The sequence below is a fragment of the Desulfuromonas sp. DDH964 genome, from assembly GCF_001611275.1.
Classification (GTDB): domain Bacteria; phylum Desulfobacterota; class Desulfuromonadia; order Desulfuromonadales; family DDH964; genus DDH964.
Genome location: NZ_CP015080.1, coordinates 996,537 through 1,016,105, shown reverse-complemented (window position 1 = coordinate 1,016,105; position 19,569 = coordinate 996,537). Strand labels below are relative to the sequence as shown.

The 19,569-nt window shown below is 64.2% G+C and carries 17 protein-coding genes and 1 pseudogene; all 18 read left to right on the top strand.

The annotated features are described in order from the left end of the window. Position 1: 1 nt before the first annotated feature. The 18 genes and pseudogenes from recA to DBW_RS04440 all read left to right on the top strand — a co-directional run bounded on the left by recA (position 2) and on the right by DBW_RS04440 (position 19,468). Positions 2–1,018, top strand: coding sequence for a recombinase RecA (gene recA, locus DBW_RS04525; RefSeq protein WP_066724862.1), 1,017 nt, complete (start codon positions 2–4; stop codon positions 1,016–1,018). A 4-nt stretch (positions 1,019–1,022) separates the two neighbouring features. After that, a complete protein-coding gene (locus DBW_RS04520) occupies positions 1,023–2,189 on the top strand; it encodes a type IV pilus twitching motility protein PilT (RefSeq protein ID WP_066724859.1) in 1,167 nt (388 codons plus the stop codon). Then, positions 2,158–2,640, top strand: coding sequence for a regulatory protein RecX (locus DBW_RS04515; protein WP_066724857.1), 483 nt, complete (start codon positions 2,158–2,160; stop codon positions 2,638–2,640). The genes DBW_RS04520 and DBW_RS04515 overlap by 32 nt, the downstream gene beginning before the upstream one ends. Before the next feature lie 15 nt (positions 2,641–2,655). Next, complete coding sequence (alaS, locus tag DBW_RS04510) at positions 2,656–5,298, top strand: alanine--tRNA ligase (RefSeq protein ID WP_066729676.1); 2,643 nt, start codon at positions 2,656–2,658, stop codon at positions 5,296–5,298. 69 nt (positions 5,299–5,367) lie between these two features. Next, entirely contained in the window at positions 5,368–5,715 is a 348-nt protein-coding gene (locus DBW_RS04505; protein ID WP_066724855.1) for a cupin domain-containing protein, read from the top strand. Between the two features lie 15 nt (positions 5,716–5,730). Then, positions 5,731–6,855, top strand: coding sequence for a sensor histidine kinase (locus DBW_RS04500; protein ID WP_157471760.1), 1,125 nt, complete (start codon positions 5,731–5,733; stop codon positions 6,853–6,855). Between the two features lie 143 nt (positions 6,856–6,998). Beyond that, on the top strand, positions 6,999–7,529 hold the full coding sequence (hslV, locus tag DBW_RS04495; protein ID WP_066724852.1) for an ATP-dependent protease subunit HslV: 531 nt from the start codon (positions 6,999–7,001) through the stop codon (positions 7,527–7,529). Beyond that, complete coding sequence (gene hslU, locus DBW_RS04490) at positions 7,526–8,869, top strand: ATP-dependent protease ATPase subunit HslU (RefSeq protein ID WP_066724849.1); 1,344 nt, start codon at positions 7,526–7,528, stop codon at positions 8,867–8,869. The genes hslV and hslU overlap by 4 nt, the downstream gene beginning before the upstream one ends. 65 nt (positions 8,870–8,934) lie before the next feature. Continuing rightward, positions 8,935–9,825, top strand: coding sequence for an acetylglutamate kinase (argB, locus tag DBW_RS04485; RefSeq protein WP_066724845.1), 891 nt, complete (start codon positions 8,935–8,937; stop codon positions 9,823–9,825). Beyond that, the gene (locus DBW_RS04480) at positions 9,822–11,015 is read left to right on the top strand and encodes an acetylornithine transaminase (RefSeq protein WP_066724842.1); all 1,194 of its coding nucleotides are present in this window, start codon (positions 9,822–9,824) and stop codon (positions 11,013–11,015) included. The genes argB and DBW_RS04480 overlap by 4 nt, the downstream gene beginning before the upstream one ends. A 66-nt stretch (positions 11,016–11,081) precedes the next feature. Further along, positions 11,082–11,990, top strand: coding sequence for an ornithine carbamoyltransferase (gene argF / locus DBW_RS04475; protein WP_066724840.1), 909 nt, complete (start codon positions 11,082–11,084; stop codon positions 11,988–11,990). Positions 11,991–12,003: 13 nt separating this feature from the next. Next, entirely contained in the window at positions 12,004–12,630 is a 627-nt protein-coding gene (locus DBW_RS04470; protein ID WP_066724837.1) for an RDD family protein, read from the top strand. A gap of 99 nt (positions 12,631–12,729) precedes the next feature. Further along, on the top strand, positions 12,730–13,950 hold the full coding sequence (locus DBW_RS04465; protein ID WP_066724834.1) for an argininosuccinate synthase: 1,221 nt from the start codon (positions 12,730–12,732) through the stop codon (positions 13,948–13,950). 140 nt (positions 13,951–14,090) lie between these two features. Further along, entirely contained in the window at positions 14,091–14,594 is a 504-nt protein-coding gene (locus tag DBW_RS04460) for an NUDIX domain-containing protein (RefSeq protein WP_066724831.1), read from the top strand. Positions 14,595–14,598: 4 nt separating this feature from the next. Next, the gene (locus tag DBW_RS04455) at positions 14,599–15,756 is read left to right on the top strand and encodes a hypothetical protein (RefSeq protein WP_066724828.1); all 1,158 of its coding nucleotides are present in this window, start codon (positions 14,599–14,601) and stop codon (positions 15,754–15,756) included. A gap of 42 nt (positions 15,757–15,798) precedes the next feature. After that, entirely contained in the window at positions 15,799–17,187 is a 1,389-nt protein-coding gene (gene argH / locus DBW_RS04450; protein WP_066724824.1) for an argininosuccinate lyase, read from the top strand. Positions 17,188–17,490: 303 nt separating this feature from the next. After that, positions 17,491–18,591: pseudogene (locus DBW_RS04445) on the top strand (IS4 family transposase); the annotation flags it as partial. A 121-nt stretch (positions 18,592–18,712) separates the two neighbouring features. Next, positions 18,713–19,468: a fibronectin type III domain-containing protein gene (locus tag DBW_RS04440; protein ID WP_066724821.1), complete on the top strand. Its 756-nt coding sequence runs from the start codon at positions 18,713–18,715 to the stop codon at positions 19,466–19,468. Positions 19,469–19,569 lie beyond the last annotated feature (101 nt).

Genomic DNA, 19,569 nt, shown 5'->3' with positions numbered 1-19,569 from the left:
GATGGCAGAGAATAACCGCGAGCGCGCTATCGACCTGGCCATGGGCCAGATCGAAAAACAGTTCGGCAAGGGGAGCATCATGCGCCTCGGCACCGACGCTGTTCTCCCCAACGTGGAGACGATCTCCACCGGCTCGCTGGCCCTCGACATCGCCCTGGGCGTCGGCGGCGTCCCGCGCGGCCGCATCATCGAGATCTTCGGCCCCGAGTCCTCGGGGAAGACGACGCTGGCATTGCACATTATCGCCGAAGCCCAGAAGCATGGCGGCATCTCCGCCTTCGTCGATGCCGAGCATGCCCTCGACATCGGTTACGCCCGCAAGCTCGGCGTCAAGACCGACGACCTGCTCGTTTCCCAACCCGACACCGGGGAACAGGCGCTGGAGATCGTCGAGGTCCTGGTCCGCAGCGGCGCCATCGACGTGCTGGTGGTCGACTCGGTGGCGGCGCTCGTCCCCCGGGCCGAAATCGAGGGGGAGATGGGCGATTCCCACATGGGCCTGCAGGCGCGCCTGATGTCCCAGGCGCTGCGCAAGCTGACGGGGACCATCAGCAAGTCGAACTGCTGCGTCATCTTCATCAACCAGATCCGCATGAAGATCGGTGTCATGTTCGGCAACCCCGAGACGACCACCGGCGGCAACGCCCTCAAGTTCTACGCCTCCCTGCGCATGGACATCCGCCGCATCGCCGCCCTCAAGCAGGGGCAGGACGTGATCGGCAACCGCACCCGGGTCAAGGTGGTGAAGAACAAGGTCGCGCCCCCCTTCAAGGAAGCGGAGTTCGACATCATGTACGGTGCCGGCATCTCGCGGGTTGGCGATATCGTCGATCTCGGCGCCGAAACCGGCATCATCGAAAAGAGCGGCGCCTGGTACTCCTACGCCGGCGAACGGATCGGCCAGGGGCGCGAGAATGCCAAGCAGTTCCTCACCGAGCACCCGGAGACCGCCGCCGCCATCGAGGCCCGGGTCACGGAACACTTCGGACTCCACCCGGCCGCGGCCAAGGAAGGCTGACACCATGCAACTCAACGACATCCTCGGCATGGCCCTCAAATCCCGCGCCTCGGACGTCCACCTCAAGGCCGGCCTGCCCCCCATCTACCGTATCGACGGTGCGCTGCGTCCGCTCCCCAAGGCGCCGCGCATCGGTCCCGACCAGACCCGGCAGATGGCCCTCGACATCATGAACGAGCAGCAGCAGGCGCGCTTCGAGCAGGTCCACGAGGTCGACCTCTCCTACGGCGTGCCGGGCCTCGGCCGCTTCCGCGTCAACGTCTTCGCCCAGCGCGGTTCGGTGTCGATGGTCTTCCGCGCCATTCCCTTTGAAATCAAGTCTCTCGACGACCTGCTGCTGCCGCCAGCGCTGAAAAAGATCGCCATGGAGCCGCGCGGACTGATCCTCGTTACCGGCGCCACCGGTTCCGGCAAGTCGACCACCCTGGCGGCGATGATCGACTTCATCAACGCCAACCGCACCGCCCACATCGTCACCATCGAAGATCCGATCGAGTACCTGCATCGCGACAAGAAAAGCATCATCAACCAGCGCGAGGTCGGCTTCGACACCGAGGGCTTCGACATCGCCCTGAAGAGCGCCCTGCGCCAGGATCCGGACGTCATCCTGGTCGGCGAGATGCGCGACTACGAGACGATCGAAACGGCGATCACCGCCGCCGAGACCGGTCACCTCGTCCTCTCGACCCTGCACACCATCGACGCCCCGGAGACGATCAACCGCATCATCTCGGTCTTCCCCCCCTACCAGCAGCGCCAGGTCCGGCTGCAGCTCTCGGCCATCCTCAAGGGGGTCGTCTCGCAGCGCCTGGTGCCGCGGGCCGACGGCAAGGGGCGCGTCGCCGCCGTCGAAGTCATGATCTCCTCGGCCCGGGTGCGCGAGCTGATCGACGACAAGGAAAAGACGCGGCTTTTGCGCGACGCCATCGCCCAGGGGTTCGTCTCCTACGGCATGCAGACCTTCGACCAGGCGCTGATGGGTCTTTTGCAGAAGAAGCTGATCACCTTCGACGAGGCGCTGCGTCAATGCTCCAACCCCGACGACTTCAAGCTCAAGGTCTCGGGGATCTCCTCCGCCTCCGACCTCTCCTGGGAGGACTTCGAAAAGGACGCTCCGGAAGAGCCCGGGGCGGGAGCGAATGACGAGCAGATCGACATCGAACGCTTCTGATCCCTACCTAGTCGCTCTGCGCCTGCTCACGCGCTGCGAACGGAGCTGTTCCGACCTGCGCCAGAATCTGCAGCAGCGCGGCTTCGAGGAGGGGGCGATCGCCGCCGCCCTGCAGCGCTGCCAGGAGCTCGGCTACCTCGACGACGCCCGTTACGCACGGCTGCGGGCGCGCAGCCTGGTGGCCAGCGGGCGCGCCTTCGGGGTGCGCCTGAAGCAGGACCTGCTGCGCCACGGCATCGACCCGGAAGAGGCGGACGCCGCCATCGCCGAAGTCGGCGGCGACGATCCTGCCGGCGAACAGCTCGCCGCCCTCCTTGCGCGCCGCTACCCGGACTTTTCCTGGGAAGAGGCCGATGATCGCCTGCGGCGCCGGGTAACCGGCTTTTTCCTGCGCCGGGGATTTCCCCTTCCCCTGGTGCTGACCCGACTGAAACAGAAACGAGAGAGGTAGACCAGGCACGCCATGATAACCGGAAACGAACTCCGCAGCCGCTTTCTCCGCTACTTCGCCGAGCGCGGCCACACCGTGATCGCCTCGTCGTCGCTGATCCCCCACAACGACCCGACGCTCCTCTTCACCAACGCCGGCATGAACCAGTTCAAGGACTGCTTCCTCGGCAACGAAAAGCGCGACTACGTGCGGGCGGCGACCTCGCAGAAGTGCGTGCGCGCCGGCGGCAAGCACAACGACCTCGAGAATGTCGGGCGCACCGCCCGCCATCACACCTTTTTCGAGATGCTCGGCAACTTCTCCTTCGGCGACTACTTCAAGAAGGAGGCGATCGCCTACGCCTGGGAGTTTTTGACCAAGGACCTGCAACTCGACAAGAGCCGGCTCTATGTCACCGTCTACAACGACGACGACGAAGCGGCGGCGATCTGGCACGAGCAGGAGGGGGTCCCGAAGGAGCGCATCTTCCGCTTCGGCGAGAAGGACAACTTCTGGTCGATGGGGGACACCGGACCCTGCGGACCCTGCAGCGAGATCTTCTGGGACAACGGCCCCACGGTCGGCTGCGGCCGCCCCGAATGCGCCGTCGGTTGCGACTGCGACCGCTACATGGAGATCTGGAACAACGTCTTCATGCAGTTCGACCGCGCCAAGGACGGCACCCTGACCCCGCTGCCGAAACCGGCGGTTGACACCGGCATGGGGCTGGAGCGGATCACCACGGTGATGCAGGGAGTCACCTCGAACTACGATACCGACCTGCTGCGCGGAATCATCGCCTTTGTCGAACAGCTCAGCGGCAAGCGCTACGGCGCCGATGCCGATCACGACGTCTCGATGCGGGTCATCGCCGACCACAGCCGCGCCACCGCCTACCTGATCGCCGACGGCGTGCTGCCGGCCAACGAGGGTCGCGGCTACGTGCTGCGCCGGATCATGCGCCGCGCCATGCGCCATGCCCGGATGCTCGGCTTCGACACCCCGGTTCTCTACCGTGCGGCGGTCTTCGTCCTCGAGTCGATGGCCGGCGCCTACCCGGAAGAAGCGCGGCGCAGGGAGTTCGTCGCCCGCGTCGTGAAAAACGAGGAGGAGCGCTTCATCCAGACCCTCGGCAATGGCCTGCGCATCCTCGAAGAAGAGATTGACCGGCTGCGCCAGGCCGGCGAGTCGGCGATTTCGGGGGAGACGGTCTTCAAGCTTTACGACACCTTCGGCTTCCCGATCGACCTGACCGCCGACATCGTCGAGAAGGACGGCTTCACCCTCGACGAGGCCGGCTTCGAGGCTTGCATGGAAGAGCAGCGCCGCAAGGCCCGCGAGCACTGGAAGGGGTCGGGGGAGGCGGCCATCGCCGGCATCTACCGCAAGCTCCTTGAGTCGGGACTGCGCAGCGAGTTCACCGGCTACCAGGCGACCTTCGGCGACGGCACCATCACCGCCCTGCTCAGGGAGGGCGCCCAGGTCGAGACCGCCGCGGCCGGTGAGGAGGTCGAGGTGATCTCTTCGCAGACTCCCTTCTATGGCGAGTCGGGGGGGCAGATCGGCGACCGCGGCCGGATTCTCGCCGCCGGCGCCGAGCTGGAAGTTCTCGATACCCGCAAGCCCCTCCCTGAACTGACGGTCCATGTCGCCCGGGTCGTCTCCGGCACCATTCATTGTGGTGACGCGGTCAACCTCCAGGTCGACCAGCAGGCGCGCCAGGCGACCGCCCTCAACCACACAGCCACCCACATCCTGCAGGCGGTGCTGGTCGAACTGCTCGGCGACCATGTCAAGCAGGCCGGTTCCCTGGTCTCCCCGGAGCGGCTGCGCTTCGACTTCACCCACTTCTCGGCGCTAACGGCCGTGGAAATCGAAGAGATCGAACGCCGCGTCAACCTGCGCATCCGCCAGAACCAGGGGGTCGAGGTCGATGAAATGGCGGCCGACGCCGCCATTGCCGCAGGCGCCACCGCCCTCTTCGGCGAGAAGTACGGCGAACGGGTGCGGGTGGTGCGGGTCGGCGATTTCTCGATGGAACTGTGTGGTGGCACCCACACCCAGGCCGCCGGCGACATCGGCCTCTTCAAGATCCTTCAGGAGAGCGGCATCGCCGCCGGCGTGCGCCGTATCGAAGCGGTCACCGGCGCCCGGGCGCTGGCCGCCGTGCAGCAGCAGGAGAACGCCCTGGAGGGCCTCGCCCGGCTCCTCAAGAGCGAACCGACCCAGCTCGAGCCGCGCCTGCAACGGCTGCTGGAGCGCCAGAAGGAGCTGGAGCGGGAGATTGAAACCCTGCAGGCCCGGTTCAACGCCAACCGCTCGCTGCAGCTCGTCGAGCAGGCGACCGAGGTGGCCGGGGTGAAACTCCTCGCGGCACGGACCGACGGCCTCGACGGCAAGCAGCTGCGCGAGCTGGCCGATCAGCTGCGCGAGCGCCTCGCCTCGGGTGTCATCGTCCTCGCCGCCAGCGATGGCGCGCGGGTCAGCCTGCTGGTGGCAGTCACCAGGGATCTGACCGGCCGGGTCCAGGCCGGTGCGCTGATCAAACCGCTGGCCGAAGCGGTGGGCGGTCGCGGCGGCGGCCGTCCCGACCTCGCCCAGGCCGGCGGGAATGACCCCGGCCAGCTCGACGCCGCCCTCGCCCGGGTGCCGCAGCTCCTCGCCGACCTCCTCGGTTGAGTGCGACTCCGGAAAATTCCGGGCAATATGGTATAAGGTGAAGATGCAGCACCAGCCAGGAGAGAGATCATGTCAGCAGGAAGTGTCATCCGTACCGCCGAGCAGGAAGAATACCCCCATCCCAAGCATGAGCGCTTCTTCCTGCGCGACGTCGTCACCGCCACCAGCAATCCGGCGCTCTCGGTCCATCGCGGCCGCATCGAACCGGGGGGAGAAATCCTGCCCCACACCCACGACGGCCAGACCGAGACCTTCTACCTCCTCAGCGGCGAAGCGGTCTGCACCATGGGAGAGCAGCAGATTCCGGTCGCCGCCGGCAGCTGCTGCGTCGCGCCGTCGGGGATCACCCACGGCCTGAAAAACAGCGGCGATGCGCCGGTCGAGCTCCTGGCCCTCTTCACTCCACCCCTCAAGTAGCCTCCGGAGGCGGTCGTGCGCCTTGGTTTCGCCGAAGAACCGCAACTGATCCAGACCATTGACGGGCGCAGCATCCTCGTCGTTGACGACGAGATTGTCATCCGCGACCTCTGCTCCAAGGTCCTCAAGGGATATCGCATCCTGCAGGCCGGCAATGGGGAGGAGGCGCTCAAGATGCTGGAGCGGGAGAGCGTCGACATCGTCCTCACCGACGTCATGATGCCCCGTATGAACGGTCTCGACCTCCTCCGCCAGATCAAGGAGCGCCTGCCGAACCAGTTGGTAGTGGTGATGACCGGCTACGCCGACAAGGAGGTCATCCTCCGTGCTCTCAAGGCCGATGCCGACGACTTCATCAACAAGCCGATCAACCTGCTGCAGCTCAAGACCACCATCGACAAGGTGCTCGAAAAGAAGGCGCTCAAGGACGAGCTGATTCACCTCAAGCGCATGGACCGGCTCAAATCCGATTTCCTCGGCCTGGTTTCGCACAAGCTGAAGACCCCGATAACCGCCATCTCCCTCTTTATCCAGAACCTCGCCCGCGGCGTCGGCGGCCCCGGTGATGCCGCCTTCGAGCAGACCCTGCAGCTGATCCTGGAGGAATCGAATTACCTCGGCTACCTGATCCAGGACCTCCTCAACTACAGTGATGTCATCCTCCAGGAAGGGCTGCCGCAGCGGGAGCTGGTCGACCTGGGTGACCTCATCCTGAAGCTGCTCGTCGAGCGCGGTGGCACGGCCGAGAGCAAGGGGGTCGAGCTGACCTGCACCAGCTCCGGGCCGCTGCCGCAACTCTCGCTCGACCGCAAGCGCATCACCTTCGCCATTCAGGCCCTGCTTGACAATGCCATCAAGTTCACCCCTTCCGGGGGCCGGGTCACCCTCTCCAGCCGGGTGACGGCGGACGAGATCCACCTGGTGGTGCAGGACTCCGGGTGCGGCATCCCGCGGGAAGAACTGCCCAAGGTCTTCGAGAAGTTTTACCAGGTCGACCCGGAGCGGACCGGCCAGGTCCGCGGCTTTGGCCTCGGGCTCTATTACGCCCGGCTCTATGTCCAGGATCATGGCGGTAGCGTCCGCCTCGAAAGCCAGCCCGGGCTTGGGACCACCGTGACGCTGATCCTGCCGCGCGACTGATCCCAGCCCAACCCGCGCCGCAACTGCGCAGGCCGCTTTCCGCGGTGCTGCGCCGGGCGGCATTTTTCTTTTGCTGACCCCGGCGGCATGTTATATTGGGCGCATTTTCCCGAGCTTAACGAGCCGGACAGACGAGGAACAGGATGTTCAAAGGGACAACAATCCTCTGTGTACGCAGGGAGCACGACGTGGCCATGGCCGGTGACGGTCAGGTGACCCTCGGCACGACGGTGATGAAACACTCTGCCTGCAAGCTGCGGCGCATGCATGACGGCAGGGTTCTCGCCGGTTTTGCCGGCAGCACCGCCGATGCCTTCACCCTTTTCGAAAAGTTCGACGCCAAGCTCCAGGAGTACCGCGGCAACCTGCCGCGGGCCGCGGTGGCCCTGGCCAAGGACTGGCGAACCGATCGCATCCTGCGCCGGCTCGAAGCGCTGCTGATCGTCGCCGACACCTCAACCACCCTGGTCCTCTCCGGGGCCGGTGACGTCATCGAACCGGACGACGGCATCGCCGCCATCGGCTCCGGTGGCCCCTATGCCCAGGCCGCGGCGCAGGCGTTGGTCGCCCACTCCACCCTGACGGCCGCCGCCATCGCGGAGGAGGCCCTGAAGATTGCCGCCGGCATCTGCATCTACACCAACGACCGGATCGCCGTGGAGGTCCTGCCGTGACCAATTTCACCCCGCGCGAGATCGTTTCCGAACTCGATCGCTATATCGTCGGCCAGAAGGGGGCGAAGCGCGCCGTCGCCGTGGCGCTGCGCAACCGCTGGCGCCGCCAGCAGGTGCCGCCAGAGCTGCGTGATGAAATCGCGCCGAAGAACATCATCATGATCGGCCCCACCGGCGTCGGCAAGACCGAGATCGCCCGGCGCCTGGCCAGGCTCGCCCAGGCCCCCTTCGTCAAGGTCGAGGCCTCCAAGTTCACCGAGGTCGGCTATGTCGGACGGGATGTCGAGAGCATGGTCCGCGACCTGCTCGAACTGGCGATCATCCTGGTCAAGGAAGAAGAGGCGCAGGCGGTCCGGATCAAGGCCGAGGACCTCGCCGAGGAGCGGCTCCTCGAGCTGCTGCTGCCCGGGGAGACGGCCAGCCTTGCCGCCCAGGGAGAGGCCGGGGTGGCCGAACACGGTTCGGGGACCCGGGACAAGCTGCGCCAGCTGCTGCGCCAGGGGAAGCTCGACGAACGCTACGTCGAACTCGAGACCCAGGAAGTGAAGATGCCGATGATGGAGATCTTCACCCCCCAGGGGAACGAGGAGATGGGAATCAACTTCAAGGAGATGTTCGGCAACCTGCTGCCCAAGAAGACCAAGCGGCGCCGGGTCAAGGTGGCCGAGGCCCGCGAGCTGCTGATCCAGACCGAGGCGGAAAAGCTGGTCGACATGGAGAAGGTCCTGACCCTGGCCCGGGAGCGGACCGAGCAGAGCGGCATCATCTTCATCGACGAGATCGACAAGATCGCCAGCCGCGAGGGGGGACACGGCCCGGAGATTTCCCGGGAAGGGGTCCAGCGCGACATCCTGCCGATCGTCGAGGGGAGCACCGTCAACACCAAGCACGGCCCGGTCAAGACCGACCACATCCTCTTCATCGCCGCCGGCGCCTTCCATGTCGCCAAGCCCTCGGACCTGATCCCGGAGCTGCAGGGGCGCTTTCCGATCCGCGTCGAACTGGAGAGCCTCGGCGAGGAGGAGTTCGTGCGCATCCTCACCGAGCCGAAGAACGCCCTGATCCGCCAGTACCAGGCGCTGCTCGCCACCGAGGGGCTCGACCTCGAATTTACCGAAGACGGCATTCACGAGGTGGCCCGCACCGCGGCGACGGTCAATGACCGCACCGAGAACATCGGCGCCCGCCGCCTGCACACGATCCTGGAGAAGCTCCTCGAGGACCTCTCCTTCGATGCTCCGGAACGGCGCGAGAAGAAGATCGTCATCGATGCCGGTTTTGTCCGGGAGCGCCTGGCGGAAATTGTCCGCGACGAGGACCTGTCGCGCTATATACTTTAGACGGCTGACCGGTTACATTCGACACGCGGCCGCCATCACGAATCACGAATCACGGGTATCGAGCCATGCAAGAGATCATCAACAAGGCCAAGGTTCTGCTCGAAGCGCTCCCCTGGATCAAGCGCTTCTCCGGCGCCACCATTGTCATCAAGTACGGCGGCCACGCCATGGTCGAGGACCGGCTCAAGGAGTCCTTCGCCCAGGACATCATCCTGATGAAGTACATCGGCCTCAACCCGGTGGTGGTTCATGGCGGCGGCCCGCAGATCGGCGAGGTGCTCAAGTCGATGGGGATCGAGAGCCGCTTCGAGCAGGGGATGCGGATCACCGACCGGGCGACCATGGACGTGGTGGAGATGGTCCTCGGCGGCAAGGTCAACAAGGAGATCGTCGCCAACATCAACCGCCACGGCGGCAAGGCGGTCGGCCTGACCGGCAAGGACGGCAACCTGATCGTCGCCCGCAAGCTGGAGATGACCCGGGTCAACCCCGAGACCCTGACTCCGGAGATCATCGACATCGGCATGGTCGGCGAGGTCGAGACCGTCCACCCGGGCGTCATCCGCGCCCTCGAGCAGAGCAACTTCATCCCGGTGATCGCGCCGATCGGCGTCGGCCTGCAGGGGGAGACCTACAACATCAACGCCGATCTCGTCGCCGGCCGGATCGCCGGCGCTCTCAAGGCGGAGAAGCTGATCCTGCTCACCGATATCGAGGGGGTCAAGGACAAGGACGGACGACTGATCTCGACCATCGACATCTCCCGGGTTCCGGCCCTGATCAACGACGGCACCATTACCGGCGGCATGATCCCCAAGCTCAACTGCTGTGTCGACGCCGTCGAGGAGGGGGTCAAGAAGACCCACATCATCGACGGCCGCATGGAGCATGCCTGCCTGCTTGAAATCTTCACCGACAAGGGGATCGGTACTGCCCTCGCGAGGTTCGAACAATGACGACATCAGCAGAATGGATCGCCCGCGGCGATCAGGTCATCATGACCACCTACGGACGCTATCCCCTGGTCCCGGTGCGCGGCGCGGGGTGCCGGCTCTGGGACGCCGACGGCAAGGAGTACCTCGACTTTCTCGCCGGGGTGGCGGTCAACAATCTCGGCCACTGCCACCCAAAAGTGGTCAAGGTGCTGCAGGAGCAGGCGGCGACGCTGCTGCACTGCTCCAACTACTACAACATCCCGCAGCAGATCGAGCTCGCCGAGCTCCTCTGCCGGCTCACCTTTGCCGATCGCGCCTTCTTCTGCAACTCCGGCGCCGAGGCCAACGAGGCAGCGATCAAGCTCGCCCGCAAGTACAGCCGTGAGAAGTACGGCCCCGAGCGTTTCGCCATCATCACCGCCGCCGAGTCCTTCCATGGCCGCACCATGGCGACCGTCTCCGCCACCGGCCAGGAGAAGGTGCAGCGCTTCTTCGACCCGCTGCTGCACGGCTTCAAGCATGTCCCCTTCAACGACGCCGCGGCGATCGAAGCGGCGATCACGCCCGAGACCTGCGCGGTAATGCTCGAGCCGATCCAGGGTGAGGGCGGGGTCAACGTCCCCACCCCCGGCTATCTTAAGGAAGTGCGGGAGCTCTGCGACCGCTTTGGGCTGCTGCTGATCCTCGACGAGGTGCAGACCGGCATCGGCCGCACCGGCAAGCTCTTCGCCTACGAGCACTTTGGGGTTACCCCCGACATCATGACCCTGGCCAAGGCACTCGCCGGCGGGGCGCCGATCGGCACCATGCTCGCCCGCGCCGAGATCGCCGCCAGCTTCACCCCCGGCACCCACGGCTCGACCTTCGGCGGCAACCCGCTGGTGACGACGGCGGCCCTGGCGACCCTCCAGGCCATCCTCGACGAGGGGCTGCTGGAAAACGCCGAGACAATGGGCGACTACCTCGTCACGGCACTACGCGGCCTGCAGCAGAAGTACCCCTTTATCGGCCCGGTTCGCGGCATCGGCCTGATGGTCGGCATGCGCCTTACCATCCCCGGTGGCGACATCGTCAAGAAAGGGCACGCCCGCGGGGTCCTGCTCAACGTCACCCAGGATACGGTACTCCGTTTCGTCCCGCCGCTGACGGTGACCCGGAGCGAGATCGACGCGATGATCGAAATCCTCGACGGCATTTTCCAGGAGATCTGAGCCCGGGCCGCACCCCAGGCTGGTGCCCGGCACCAGCCGTTGCGTTTCATTTTCAGGAGTTGTGCAATGAACAAGGACTTCCTCTCCCTCGCCGACTGGACCCGGGACGATTTGGAGCAGATCTTCGCCCTGACCCGGGACCTCAAGTCGCGCCAGCAGCGGGGCGAACCGCACCGTTTGCTGGAAGGGAAAACCCTCGCCATGATCTTCGAGAAGAGCTCGACCCGCACCCGGGTCTCCTTCGAAGTCGGCATGTTCCAGCTCGGCGGCCACGCCCTCTTCCTCCATTCCGGCACCACCCAGCTTGGACGCGGCGAACCGGTCAAAGACACGGCCCGGGTGATGGCGCGTTACTGCGACGGCATCATGATCCGCACCTTCTCGCAGGCGGCGGTGGCCGAGCTCGCCCACCACGCCAGCGTGCCGGTCATCAACGGCCTGACCGACCTCTACCACCCCTGCCAGTTGATGGCCGACCTCTTCACGGTGAGCGAGCACAAGGAGAACTATCGCGACCTGACCTACGCCTGGATCGGCGACGGCAACAACATGGCCAACAGCTGGATCAACGCCGCCGCGGTCTTCGGTTTCAAGCTGCAGATCGCCACCCCGAAAGGGTATGAACCGGATGCCGTTGTCCGCCAGCGCGCCGCCGCCGCCGGGGCGCAGATCGTCTACAGCAACGATCCCTTCGCTGCTGCTGCTGGCGCCGATGTCCTCAACACTGATGTCTGGGCGAGCATGGGGCAGGAAGCGGAGCAGAAGGAACGGGAGCAGGCCTTTGCCGGCTTCCAGATCAACGGCGCGATCGTCCGCGCGGCCGCCGCCGACGCCATCGTTCTCCACTGCCTTCCCGCCCACCGCGGCGAGGAGATCAGCGACGAAGTGATCGAAGGACCGCACTCGGTGGTCTTCGACGAGGCGGAGAACCGCCTCCACGTGCAGAAGGCGATCATGGCCACGCTGATGGCCTGAGGCGGGTGCGGCGATGAACCTGACCTGCCCCCACTGTGGTTTCCAGCGCGAACTGCCGGCCGATCGGCTACCAAGAGTCGCGGTGCGGGTGACCTGCCCGCGCTGCCGCGAACAGTTCCGTTTCGAGCCGCCGGCGCCAATGCCGCCGGAACTGCCGGCGCCAGGGACCGCCCCTGCGGAAGAGGCCACGCCCCTCGACGCCGCCGGCGCCGCCGCCCTGCCCAAGGCCGGATTCTGGATCCGGGTGGTGGCGTCGCTGGTCGATTCGACCCTGGTCACCCTGCTGCAATTTTTCTTCGGCACCGCACTGATCGCCGCGGCGGTCGCCCTGACCGGGGGGAGTGCCGACCAGGGGCTCGGCATGGCCATCGCCTGGTCCTTCGGACCGGCCCTCGGCGTGATCTACTACGTCGGCTTCACCGGCTACTGCGGCCAGACGCCGGGCAAGATGGCACTGCGGATCAAGGTGATCCGCACCAACGGCAATGACATCGGCTACGGGGTGGCGCTGGTGCGCGAAACCGTCGGCAAATTTCTTTCCACCCTGATTCTCGGCATTGGCTACCTGATGGTCGCCTTCGACGAACAGAAGCAGGGGCTGCATGACCGGCTCGTCAAGACCTATGTGATAAAACTGTAGAGGCGAGAAGCAGACACGATCGGACGAGAAGGAACCTTCCCGTCCCGCGTCCCACCTCCCGCGTCCCATGCCACTCCATATTTCAAGGAGCACACCCAAATGTCCAGAAAAGGTTCCGTCAAAAAAGTCGTCCTCGCCTACTCCGGCGGCCTCGACACCTCGATCATCCTCAAGTGGCTGGTCGAAGAGTACCAGTGCGAAGTCGTCGCCTACTCCGCCGACCTCGGCCAGGGGGAAGAACTCGACCACATCCCGGAGAAGGCGAAGAAGACCGGCGCCAGCTCCTGCCACATCCTCGACCTCAAGGAGGAGTTCGCCCGCGACTTCGTCTTCCCGATGTTCCGCGCCAACGCCATCTACGAAGGGCGCTACTTCCTCGGCACCTCCATCGCCCGGCCGCTGATCGCCAAGGCGCAGATGGAGATCGCCGCGAAGGAAGGGGCCGACGCCGTCTCCCACGGCGCCACCGGCAAGGGGAACGACCAGGTCCGCTTCGAGATCGCCTACTACCACTACAACCCGGCGATCAAGGTCATCGCCCCCTGGCGCGAGTGGGACATGAAAAGCCGCACCGCCCTCGAAAACTACGCAAAAAAACATGGCATCCCGGTGCCGACCAGCAAGAAGTTCCCCTGGAGCAGTGACCGCAACCTGCTGCACATCTCCTTTGAAGGGGACGTCCTCGAGAACCCCTGGGCCGAGGCCCCGGAAGAGATGTATGTGCTGACGGTGCGCCCGGAAGATGCGCCCGACCAGCCCGAATATGTCGAGGTCGAGTTCGAAAAGGGGGACGCGGTCGCCGTCAACGGCGAGCGCCTCTCCCCGGCCAGGCTGATGGCCAAACTCAACGAACTCGGCGGCAAGCACGGTATCGGCCGCGTCGACCTCCTCGAAAACCGCTTCGTCGGCATGAAGAGCCGTGGCGTCTACGAGACCCCGGGCGGCACCATCCTCGAAGAGGCGCACCGCGCCGTCGAGTCGATCACCATGGATCGCGAGGTGATGCACCTGCGCGATTCCCTCGTCCCCCAGTACGCCAGCATGATCTACAACGGTTTCTGGTTCGCCCCGGAGCGCATCGCCCTGCAGGCGATGATCGACCAGACGCAAACCACCGTCAACGGCAAGGCGCGCATCAAGCTCTACAAGGGGCACGCCCGGGTGGTCGGGCGCGACTCGGCGACCGACTCGCTGTTCAACGTCGATTTCGCCACCTTCGAGACCGACGATGTCTACAACCAGGCTGATGCCGAGGGCTTCATCAAGCTCAACGCCCTGCGCCTGCGCATCGCCGCGATCCAGCGCGAGAACCGCAAATAGCCGCCGGCCATGAGCCGTAGTGCGTAGGTTGGGTTGACGGAACGGAAACCCAACGCGGTCGAAGTGCGCCGCGAAGAGCTGTTGGGTTTCGCTGCACTTAACCCAACCTACGTGTTACCTCTCCCCCCGGAGGGGGCAACATGGAATTTCGCAAACAGGCCATCAAAACCTCCGTCGTCGCCTGTGTCGTCGACGAACAGGAGCGGGTGCTGCTGACCCGGCGCTGCATCGAGCCCTTCTGTGACCAGTGGGTGATGCCCGGCGGCAAAATCGATCATGGCGAAGCGATCCTCGCCGCCCTGCACCGGGAGGTGCGCGAGGAGGTCGGCATCGAGATTCATGTCGACAGCCTGATCGATGTCTATGAACACCTCGGGATCGGCGAACGCGACGATCACTTCGTGATTCTCTACTACCGGGCCCATCCGCTGAGCCTGGAACTGGTCCCAAACGGCAGCGAGTGCACCGAAGCGGTCTGGATGGAGAAAGGGCGCCTGCCGCAGATCGACCTGCCGCCGGGGGCACGCCACATTCTCAACCGGGTTTTTCCCGAGCTTACCTGGCAAAGGGAGGCGCCGGCGACCAGGGTCGCCAACCCCTGCAGCAGCGCATCCCCCCAGTCCTGCCCCATCGACGGGGACTAGCACCATGTTTCGAATCGTCGAAAAGGATGTAACCCTCGAATTCTCGCCGGGGCACCACCAGCACCTTCTGCTCTGCCAGGTTCCCAACCTCCTCGGCGGCACCGGAGCGGAATGCCGAATCAGTGATCCGGAGGGACAGTGGGAGATGGTCGCCTCGGTCCTCGACCTGGTGGCGACCGGCCGCGGCAACCTGAAAAAGCTCCATTTTCTGGTCTTCCCGGAAACGGCCCTGCCGGCCGCCCGGGTCGAGGATGCCCTGGCCATTATCCGTGATCGCTTCCACCCCAACACCGTTACCATGTTCGGCGTCGAGCATGTACGTCTGACCGAGTTCCACCAGGTGCTGGAGCGCTACCGGGACGACAACGCGGAAGTCCTGGCGGCGCTGCTCGAGGATCTCGACGCCGGCGAAATCGAGGGGGTACCGGTGAACTGGGCGGTGACCGCGATCAAGGAGGCGGACGGCCGGCTGCGGGTTTTCCTGATGGCCAAGAGTCACCCCTATGCCGGTGAAGAGACCCTCGACCCCTTCCAGGACCTCTACCGGGGGAAGGTTTTTCCCCTGTTCCGGGCGCGCCCAACGGGGTTCAACTTCATGGCGCTGATCTGCCTCGACTACGTCTTTCGCGACCTTTACCAGTCGAACATCAGCAACGTTATCGACAAGGCCAACGAGCTCTTCTTCGAGACCCGCCAGCGCCTCGACCTGCTGGCGGTACTCGAATGCAACCCGAAACCGGAACACCGCGCCTTTCGCGACGTCGTCAATGGGTTTTACGGTGAGTATCTGGCCTATACCCCCGGGGTGCGCGATACGGTGACAATTTTCTGCAATTGCAGCGAGGAGACCAGCGGGATCGACCAGGGCGGACCCGGAAGCTTCGGCCGTTCCATGGTGATCATCCACAAGAGCCACAAGATCGCCCCGGCCGAGCTGCCCGAATTCGCCAGCGACAACTTTGACGGTCTGCCGGTCTGCCGGCTGCGTTTTGGCACGGCGACCCGGCTCTACTTCTTCAATCTGCCCCTGTTCCACGAACTCGACCCGCGTACCACCCGGGTGCCGCTCAAAATCCACAGCATCTTCCGCCCCGCGACGGAGAATGGCTGGCAGCGGCTCGAAGGGGAGACCGAACGGGGCTACGTTCCCGACAGTAACTGACCGCGCCCGGCGCGGATTTCGTCCACACGGAGAGTCACCGACATGAGCCAGGACAAACTCTGGGGCGGGCGCTTCAGCCAGCCGACCGACAAGTTCGTCGAGGAATTCACCGCCTCCATCGACTTCGACCAGCGCATGTACCGCTACGATATCCAGGGCTCCATCGCCCACTGCCGGATGCTGGCGAAGCAGGCGATCATTACCGATGCCGAGGCGGCGACGATCATCGCCGGGCTGGAATCGATCCGCGCTGACATCGATGCGGGTAACTTCGCGTTCAAGGTCAGCCTCGAAGACATTCACATGAACATCGAGGCGCGCCTGATCGAGCGCGTCGGCGCTGTCGGCGGCAAGCTCCACACCGCCCGCTCCCGCAACGACCAGGTCGCCCTCGACGTGCGCCTCTACCTGCGCGACGAGCTCGCCACCATTCTCGGCTACCTCGATCGCCTGCAGGAAGCGCTCCTGAACCAGGCGGAAGCCAACCTCGACGTCATCATGCCCGGCTATACCCACCTGCAGACCGCCCAGCCAATCCTCTTCGCCCACCACATGCTCGCCTACTACGAGATGCTGCGCCGCGACGCGGGACGCCTGGCCGACGTCCACAAACGCCTCAATGTTCTCCCCCTCGGCGCCGGGGCGCTCGCCGGGACGACCTTCCCCATCGACCGCGAGTTCGTCGCCCAGGAGCTCGGCTTCGACGGGGTCACCCGCAACTCCCTCGACTCGGTCTCCGACCGCGACTTCGCCGTCGAGTTCTGCGCCGCTGCGGCGCTGATCATGATGCACCTCTCGCGCCTGGCCGAGGAGCTGATCCTCTGGTCCAGCGCCGACTTCCACTTCATCGACCTCTCCGACGCCTTCTGCACCGGCTCCTCGATCATGCCGCAGAAGAAAAACCCCGACGTGCCTGAACTGGTGCGCGGCAAGACCGGCCGCGTCTACGGCAACCTGATCTCGCTGCTGACCCTGATGAAGTCGCTGCCGCTCGCCTACAACAAGGACATGCAGGAGGACAAGGAGCCCCTCTTCGACTCCATCGACACCGTCAAGGGGTCCCTCAAGGTCTTCGCCGACATGATCGCGCAGATGACGGTGCGCGCCGCCGAGATGCGCGTCGCTGCGGCGCGGGGCTTCTCCACCGCCACCGACGTCGCCGACTACTGTGTGCGCAAGGGGCTCCCCTTCCGCCAGGCCCACGAGGTGGTCGGCAAAACGGTGCGCTACTGTGTCGAGCAGGGGAAAGAGATTCCCGAGCTCTCTCTTGCCGAATTCCGCCAGTTCTCGCCCCTGATCGAGGCCGACATCTATGATTTCGTTACCCTCGAGGCCTCGGTCAACGCCCGCCGCGCCACCGGCGGCACCGCCCGCGCGGCGGTGGAGCGGGAGCTGAAACGGGCGCGGCACGAGCGCAACGGCAAAGGCTGAAGGGCGGCTCTCACCCGCTCCCCTTCGGTCGCTTGAGCGCACAGAGAACACAGAGAATAAGCTTTTGAACTGCTTTAATCTGGACCAGGGCCTTCTCCGTGCTCTCTGTGTCCTCTAGTGAGCGTAGTGAACGGGTGAGAGACGATTTTTTTCAGTAGTGTCCGGTTAGCAAATTGCATTCACCCAAAGTTGCAGATAATTGTAAATATTTTCACAAGTTAGCGTATTTTTTGCTTGACAAATCGTCGTGAAGTCGGCGCGGTGATTTTCGTAAATACCTATTTTATATGAGGATTTACGAAAATGTCATTACTTGTTCGCTGCCACCGTACCCGGCTTAGCAGGCGCTCCATTGTCCGACTTTTTACCCCGTTCAAGGGCGCTCTCGAACATGCCCCGGTTCTTGAGGCCCGAGGCAACAGGCCACTGCAGATGACGTTTGAAGATCAGTTGAAAATCCTGACCTACTATCACCTCGAAGAGCATTCTTCGGGGCGTCATCTGCTTCAGGTTCTGACGCAGGAAGATTTTGCCGCGACTCATATTGCACCGCCCGGCGGTATCCGGAAAAGCGCCTTCTTTGAGGCGATCAATACCCGAGGGCTGGAGCAGATGATTCATGTTTACGAAGACCTGCAGAAACAGGTCTCACAAAAGATTCCTGTCGCCAAAGACATCTCCGATCTCGGCGATCTGATCGCCGTCGATGGTTCGCTGATTGACGCTACGCTGTCCATGCTCTGGGCGGACTATCGAGACGGAGCCAAAAAGGCCAAGGTTCACCTGGGGTTCGATATCGGTCGTGGTGTCCCCCAGAAAGTCACATTAACCGACGGCAAGGGCGACGAGCGTCCTCAGGCGGAACGGCTCGTGGCTCCCGGTCAGACAGGTGTCTATGACCGCTATTACCAGTGTTACAAAAACTTTGACGACTGGCAGGATCAGGGACGCCACTTTGTCTGCCGCATCAAAGCCAGTTCTCGTAAGACGGAGTTGAGCGCCAATCCTGTTGTCCCCGGCAGTCATGTTTTCTATGACGCCAGGGTGTTGCTCGGCACCAAAGATGTCAACCAGACCGAACGAGAAGTGCGTGTGGTCGGCTACAAGGTTGACCAAAAATCCTATTGGGTCGCCACCGACCGCTTCGATCTGACCGCCGAGCAGATTGCCTTGATCTACAAGCTACGCTGGACGATCGAGTCCTTCTTCGCCTGGTGGAAGCGCCACCTCAAGGTGTATCACCTGATTGCCCGCAGTCCCTACGGCCTGCTGGTGCAGATCCTCGCAGGGTTGATTACTTATTTGCTGCTGGCCATCTACTGCCACGAAGAGCATGGCGAACGTGTCAGCATCAACAGGGTGCGTGAGCTTCGCAACAATATTCGCAACGAGGCCGCCGAGGATGCGGCCGCAGGCTTAGGGCCTCCCGATATCATTGACTTGGACTTCGGAGCCTATGCAACTTCTTAACCGGACACTACTGGATTTTTTTAATCATTCAGTTACCCACTTTCCGGGACTTTCCATGATCGCCAAGCGATATTCCATCCTGTTCATCCTTGTTCTCGCCCTGACCGCCTGCGGCAAGCGCGGCCCGGTGCGGCCGTTGCTGCAGGCACTGCCGGAAGCGCCGCAGGACCTGCGCGTGCAGCAGCAGGGGGAGCGCTTCCTGATCACCTTCGGCCTGCCTGGGAAGAACCAGGACGACTCGCCGCTGACCGACCTGCAGGGGTTCCAGGTCTACAAGATGAAGTACGACCCGCTGCGCGAGTGCCCCGAGTGCCGCGACACCTCGGTCCTGCTGCAGAGCATCGACCTCGATTACCTGCGCGACGTGCGCCGGGTCGGTGACCGCCTCGAACTCTGGGACAGTGGCCTGACGCCAGGGCTCGGCTACCAGTACCGGGTGGTAGCAGTCAACCGCAAGGGGGGAGGCGGCCGCCCGGCGGTGGTCAAGCGCCCCTTCTTCACCCCGCCCGCCGCACCGGCCCGGCTGACCGCGACCGGTCACGACCAGATGGTGCAGCTCGGCTGGCAACCAGTCACCGCGGGGGGCAAGGAACTGGTCGGCTACAACCTCTACCGCCGCACCCCCGCGGTCGCCTTTTCGAGCGACCCGATCAACCGCGAGCCGATCCCGACGACGCGCTTCGAGGAGTACGGCCTGCAAAACGGCACCACCTACGACTATGCCGTGCGCAGCGTAATTAAATCGGGGGAGTGGCTGGTGGAGAGCCCCCTTTCCGTGGCGGTGACGGTGACACCGGAAGCGGGCCGCTGAACTCGATCGATTTTGACAATCCCCCGTGGTTATGTTACGAATACAGGCTCGTTTCGCCGGGATTCCCGGCTTTTTCCACTGATTTTTTGGTTTACACACCC